Below are 5,742 nucleotides of genomic sequence, written 5' to 3'. Positions count from 1 at the left end.
GATCGTGACGCGCCTGACCCCGTCGGTGCAGGGCACGTAGACGACGTTGCCGTCGACGGCGGCGCCGCCGAACGACCGGCAGACCGTCGCGCTGCTGACCTGGCCGCCGATGCCGCCGAGGTGGCCGAGCCTCAGCACGTACGCGGTGCCCGACTTGCCGGCCTGGAAGATCCAGCGGTTCTGGACGATGACGGGTCCCTGCGACCCGAGGTCCTTGTCGGCGTCGTTGTCGGCGTGCCACGACGCCGGCGAGAAGTGGTCGTGCACGTAGCCGTTCGTGCTGAGCCTGAGCACCGAGTCGCTGAGGTCGTAGCGGCCGTTGCGCTCGGCGCCGTTGCCGACGGCGACGTACAGCCAGCCGCTGCGGTCGACCGTCGGGCCGGGTGGTGTCCAGATGCCCGCCTCGCGATCGGTGGGGACGGTGAAGACGGCGCTGCGTCCGGTGCCGGTGACCGGGGTGCCGACCAACCGGCCCTTGTAGTTGCCGCAGTCGCCGACCAGGCCGCCGAACGGCACCCAGACCTTGCCGCCCGCGACGGTCAGCGCACCCCGTTCCTGCATGGCCGTGCGGTCGACGCCGGCGAAGTCGATGCCGCGGCGCCAGGCGACGGCGCCGCCGCCCACCCGCAGGGCCACGATCTCGTGCCGGATGGGGTTGCCGTACTCGGGCGAGACGAAGACCAGCCCGTTCGAGGCCACCGGCGACCCGGTGATGCCGAGCGGGAAGACGTTGCCGCAGCCCGGATGCGCCGCCTGCACCTGCGCCTGCGAGGCCGGTGTGCCGAGATGCCGCCGCCAGAGCTGCCGGCCGCCGAGGGTGAACGCGTAGACCGAGTCGTTGGCCGTCGCGGCGATGATCCGGCCGCCGACGACGATGGGCGAGCCGACCACACTGCCGTCGAGCTTCAGCCGCTTGGTGACCGAGAGCTTGCCGTGGAACGCGGGCATCGTGGTCGAGACGCCGGTGCGGGCGGCGCCGCCGAAGTAGGCCGACCAGTCGGCGGGCCTGACCGCGGCGGCCGGCGCACCGACGGTGCCGGGGGCCGCCGCACCGGGGGCCGCCGCCACGTGCGACGGGCTGCCGTCGGCGCTGCCGGACGAGCACGCGACGGTCGCGCAGACCGCGCCGGCGGCCAGCGTGGCGGCGAGGGGCCGGAGGACGCGGGGGTGACCGGAGCGGGTCAGGCGCGGAGGCACACCCCGAGTCTGCCCACGCGGTGTCGGTCCGTGCCAGGCTTGCGCGGAAAAATGATCAATCGAGCAGGGCGCGGACGGCGATGACGGCGTCGCGTCCGGGGCCCACGCCGATCGCCGACAGCGGGGCGTTGATCATCTGCTCGAGCGCGAGCACGTAGTCGCGCGCGTTGGCCGGCAGGTCGTCGAGCGTGCGCGCGCCGCTGATGTCCTCCGTCCAGCCCGGGAAGGTCTCGTAGATCGGCACCGCGCGCGCGAACTCGGCCTGCGTCATCGGCACCTCGTCGTGCCGCACGCCGTCGACGTCGTAGGCGACACAGACCGGCACCTCGTCCATGCCGGTGAGCACGTCGAGCTTGGTGATCACGAAGTCGGTGACGCCGTTGATGCGGGTCGCGTAGCGGGCGATCGGGGCGTCGAACCAGCCGCAGCGGCGCGGACGCCCGGTGGTGGTGCCGAACTCGGCGCCGGCCAGGCGCAAGGCGTCGCCCTTGTCGTCGAGCAGCTCGGTCGGGAACGGGCCCTCGCCGACGCGGGTGGTGTACGCCTTGGCCACGGCGATGACGCGGCTGATGCGGGTCGGCGGGATGCCGGAGCCGGTGCACGCGCCGCCGGCCGTCGCGTTCGACGAGGTGACGAAGGGGTAGGTGCCGAAGTCGACGTCGAGCAGCGTCGCCTGCCCCGCCTCGAGCACCACGTTCGCGCCGCCCTGCAGCATCTGCTCGAGCAGCAGGGAGGTGTCGGTGACCATCGGACGCAGCCGCTCGGCGTAGGCCTGCAGCTCGGCCACGACGGCGTCGACGTCGAAGGCCTTGCGGTTGTAGAGCTTCACGAGCAGCTGGTTCTTCGTGTTCAGCGCGCCGGCAACCTTGGCCCGCAGTACCGACTCGTCGAAGAGGTCCTGCACCCGGATGCCGATGCGCGACATCTTGTCGGCGTAGGTCGGCCCGATGCCGCGGCCGGTCGTGCCGATCTTGTGCTTGCCGAGGAAGCGCTCGGTGACGTTGTCGAGCGTCCGGTTGTAGGACGTGATCACGTGGGCGTTGGCGCTGACCACCAGCTTCGAGGTGTCGACGCCGCGCTGCTCGAGGGCGTCGATCTCACCGAACAGCACGCCCAGGTCGATGACCACGCCGTTGCCGATGATCGGCGTGACCCCGGGCGTCAGGATGCCGGACGGCAGCAGGTGCAGCGCGTACTTCTCGGTGCCGATGACGATCGTGTGGCCGGCATTGTTGCCGCCGTTGAACTTGACCACGGCGTCGATCCGGCTGCCGAGCAGGTCGGTCGCCTTCCCCTTGCCCTCATCGCCCCACTGGGCACCGACGAGCACGATCGCGGGCATGCCTGTCTCCGTTGCTCGGGTCTCTCGGGTCGACGACGCCGGAAAGGCTATACGGTGCGCCCGTGCTGGTGCCCGACGAGTGTCCGCCGATCACCGTGGCCGGCCGCACGCTGTCCGGCGAGGCGCTGCTGATCGCGTCCGCCTCGGTGGCCGAGCAGGTGCGCGGCGCGCGGGCCGTCGCGATCGAGGCCGCCGCGACGATCGACACGGTCGTCGCGGTCGTCGGCTGCCTGGTGGCCGGCGTGCCCGCGGTGCCCGTGCCGCCCGACGCAGGACCGCTGGAGCGTGCGCACATCCTGCGCGACGCCGCGGTCGATCTCGTCCTGGGCGCCGACCTCTCCGCGTCGGCAGGACCGGCCGGTGCGCGCCCGCCGCTGCCGCACGGCTCGGCGTTGATCCTGTACACGTCCGGGACGACGGGGCTGCCGAAGGGCGTGCCGCTCATCGCGGACGCGATCGCGGCCTGCCTCGACGGATTGCAGGACGCGTGGCAGTGGGGGCCGGACGACGTGCTCTGCCACGGGCTGCCGCTGTTCCACGTGCACGGCCTGGTGCTGGGCGTGCTCGGCGCGCTGCGGGCGGGCAGCGCACTGGTGCACACGGGGCGGCCGACGGCGTCGGCATACGCCGCGGCCGCAGCGGACGGCGCCACGCTCCTCTTCGGCGTCCCCACCGTGTGGGGACGGGTGGCCGGCGATGCGGACGCGGCCCGGGCACTCGCGTCCGCGCGATTGCTGGTCTCCGGCAGCGCCGGGCTGCCGCGCCCGGTGTTCGACGCGCTCGTCGCGCAGACGGGGCAGGGACCGGTCGAGCGGTACGGCATGACGGAAACGCTGATCACGCTCGCGGCCCGGGCGGACGAGCCGCGCGAGCCGGGCATCGTCGGCCGGCCGATCGCCGGTGTCGCCACGAGGCTGGACGCGGACGGCGGGCTCGAGGTGCGTGGGCCGACGGTGTTCGGCGGGTACCTCGGGCGTGCCGACGCGCCCTTCACCGACGACGGGTGGTTCCGCACCGGCGACACGGCCGAGGTCGACGCCGCCGGCCGGTTCCGGATCGTCGGGCGCACGAGCACCGACCTCATCAAGTCCGGCGGCTACCGTATCGGCGCCGGCGAGGTCGAGACCGCGCTGCTGGGCCATCCGGCGGTGCGCGAGGCGGCGGTCGTCGGCGTGCCCGACGACGATCTCGGCCAGCGGGTGGTCGCCTTCGTCGTCGCCGATCCGATCACGCCGACGGCGTTGATCGACCATGTCGCGTCCGAACTCTCGGTGCACAAGCGACCGCGCGAGGTGCGCTTCGTCGACACGCTGCCGCGCAACGCACTCGGCAAGGTGATCAAGACCCGGCTCGTGTGATCGATCACTGGTGCGGGTCGCCGGGAAGTCGAGCGGGGAGCCCTTTCGTGGACGTTGTTCGCAACACGAGGGAGTTCGAGTGAATACCGACACGGCACGAGAGGCCCGCCAGGGACTCGTCGACTCGGTCGTCGGCAAGGCCAAGGAGGTCGCCGGCGCCGTCACGGGCAGCGACGAGCTGACCGAGGAGGGGCGGCTGCAGCAGACCGACGCCCAGGCCCGCAGGGAGGCGACCAGCCGCGAGGCGATCGCCGACGCGAAGGCGCAGGAGGCCGCCGAGCAGTCCGAGCAGCAGCAGCGCGCCGCGACCGAGCAGCAGCGCGCGGCCTACCAGCAGGCGGGACGCGAGGAGCAGGCGATCGTCGCCGACGAGCACGCCGAACGCGCGCAGGCCGAGCAGCAGGCGGCCGCCGTCGAGCGCGCCGGCGCCGCCGAGGCGGAGACCCGCTCGGACGAGGTGGCCGAGCAGGGCGAGCGCGAGGCGACCCACCTCGCCGCCGAGGCCGCCCGCACCGAGCAGCAGGCCGGGACGCGGGCCGCCGCACTCGAGGACCAGGCCGAGACCGCCGAGGCCGCCGCCGCGCAGCTGCGCGCCGAGGCCGCGCAGACCGACACCGAAGGGGGACCGCGATGAACACCCGCCGGATCCTGACGCTGCCCTACCGCGTCTACCGCACCCCGCTCGCGGTGCTGGACGCGCGCGTGGCGAGCCGGCTGCGGCCGGACGCCCCGCCCGCACTCGTCCTCGACCGTGCGCTCGGCAGCTACGACCGGTTCGCCGGCCGGCTGCTGCGCGACCCGTCGGTCGAGGCGCAGGGGGTCGAGCGGCTCGAGCGGGTGCGTCGGCTGACCGATGCCGTCGCCCTCGAGGAGGTCGCCGACGAGCGACGTGCCGAGGCCGAGCAGGTCGCGGACGCCGGCGAGCAGCGTGCACAGCAGCGCGCCCGCCAGGCGCAGCAGCGGCTCGAACAGGGCCTCGACGAGGCCGAGCAGACCGAGCGCCGGGGGAAGCAGGCCGCGGCGCAGCGTGCCCGCAGCACCGCCGCCGCACGCACGCAGGCCGCCGAGGCACGCGCGAAGCAGCGTGCGCGTGCCGTCGAGCAGCAGGTCGAGCGCACCGAGGCGGCCGCGACGGAGCGCACGTCCCGCGCCCAGCGCACGGCGAAGGAGAAGCTCGACGACGCCGCCCAGCAGCGCTCGTCCGCCCGGTCGAAGCGCGCCGATGCCGAGCGGCTCGACGACCTGGTCGAGACGAAGAAGGCGACGCGCACCCGCAGCTGAGTCGGCGCCCAGCTCGATCAACACCCGTTCGGACCGCCTCCAGGCGGCCAGGACGGGTGTTGATCATCGTCAGTCGAGCGCGGCGGCGGCGTCCGGGTCGCTGTCAGCAAGGAACTTCGCGCAGCGCTCGGCCTCGTCGGTCTCGCCGATGCGGCCGGCGGCGACGGCGAGCGAGTGCAGGGCACGCAGGAAGCCCCGGTTCGGCTCGTGCGACCACGGCACGTGGCCGGTGCCGCGCCAGCCCGCCTTGCGCAGCGCGTCGAGGCCGCGGTGGTAGCCGGTGCGCGCGTAGGCGTAGCCCTCGACGTCGCGGCCGCCCGCGAGCGCGGCCTCGGCCAGCGCAGCCCAGGCCGCGGACGACGTGGGGTGCGCCGCGGCCAACCCGGCGTCGATGCTGGCCTGGGCGACCCTCGCCGAGCACGCGCTGGCCGAGGGCCGCAGCGTCGAGGCCTACGCCTACGCGCGCACCGGCTACCACCGCGGGCTGGACCAGTTGCGCCGCAACGGGTGGAAGGGCTTCGGCCCGGTCCCGTGGTCGCACGAGCCGAACCGCGGCTTCCTTCG

General features: G+C 74.0%; 7 protein-coding genes. 4 read left to right on the top strand and 3 right to left on the bottom strand.

The window, feature by feature from the left end; all coding sequences use genetic code 11:
- A partial coding sequence (locus tag ACTHMS_RS23055; protein WP_440308996.1) for an outer membrane protein assembly factor BamB family protein occupies nucleotides 1–1,197 on the bottom strand: 1,197 nt, incomplete at its 3' end.
- A 55-nt stretch (nucleotides 1,198–1,252) separates the two neighbouring features.
- Nucleotides 1,253–2,539 carry an adenylosuccinate synthase gene (locus ACTHMS_RS23050; protein ID WP_440308995.1) on the bottom strand — a complete coding sequence of 429 codons (1,287 nt, stop codon included), beginning with the start codon at nucleotides 2,537–2,539 and terminating at the stop codon, nucleotides 1,253–1,255.
- A 62-nt stretch (nucleotides 2,540–2,601) separates the two neighbouring features.
- Between ACTHMS_RS23050 and ACTHMS_RS23045 the strand changes: the two genes are divergently transcribed.
- The 3 genes from ACTHMS_RS23045 to ACTHMS_RS23035 all read left to right on the top strand — a co-directional run bounded on the left by ACTHMS_RS23045 (nucleotide 2,602) and on the right by ACTHMS_RS23035 (nucleotide 5,178).
- On the top strand, nucleotides 2,602–3,897 hold the full coding sequence (locus tag ACTHMS_RS23045; protein WP_440308994.1) for an AMP-binding protein: 1,296 nt from the start codon (nucleotides 2,602–2,604) through the stop codon (nucleotides 3,895–3,897).
- A 79-nt stretch (nucleotides 3,898–3,976) separates the two neighbouring features.
- Nucleotides 3,977–4,531, top strand: a complete 555-nt coding sequence (locus tag ACTHMS_RS23040) for a CsbD family protein (protein WP_440308993.1) — start codon at nucleotides 3,977–3,979, stop codon at nucleotides 4,529–4,531.
- On the top strand, nucleotides 4,528–5,178 hold the full coding sequence (locus ACTHMS_RS23035; protein ID WP_440308992.1) for a hypothetical protein: 651 nt from the start codon (nucleotides 4,528–4,530) through the stop codon (nucleotides 5,176–5,178). The genes ACTHMS_RS23040 and ACTHMS_RS23035 overlap by 4 nt, the downstream gene beginning before the upstream one ends.
- A 69-nt stretch (nucleotides 5,179–5,247) precedes the next feature.
- On the opposite strand, the gene ACTHMS_RS23030 is transcribed toward ACTHMS_RS23035, so the two are convergent.
- Entirely contained in the window at nucleotides 5,248–5,619 is a 372-nt protein-coding gene (locus tag ACTHMS_RS23030; RefSeq protein ID WP_440308997.1) for a DUF3151 domain-containing protein, read from the bottom strand.
- On the opposite strand from ACTHMS_RS23030, the gene ACTHMS_RS23025 reads away from it, so the two are divergent.
- Nucleotides 5,540–5,742 (top strand): DUF3151 domain-containing protein (locus tag ACTHMS_RS23025; protein WP_440308991.1); only part of this gene is annotated, 203 nt, incomplete at its 3' end. The genes ACTHMS_RS23030 and ACTHMS_RS23025 overlap by 80 nt on opposite strands.

This window comes from Jatrophihabitans sp. (assembly GCF_051960575.1).
Taxonomy (GTDB): domain Bacteria; phylum Actinomycetota; class Actinomycetes; order Mycobacteriales; family Jatrophihabitantaceae; genus JBQCEE01.
Note: the sequence above shows the minus strand (reverse complement) of the source record. Positions and strands in the feature narration are given on the sequence as shown.

What these genes read in the sequence shown, in the direction of transcription:
- ACTHMS_RS23050 (WP_440308995.1), bottom strand. Translation starts at nt 2,539, where the DNA reads ATGCCCGCGATCGTGCTCGTCGGTGCCCAGTGGGGCGATGAGGGCAAG.
- ACTHMS_RS23035 (WP_440308992.1), top strand. Translation starts at nt 4,528, where the DNA reads ATGAACACCCGCCGGATCCTGACGCTGCCCTACCGCGTCTACCGCACC.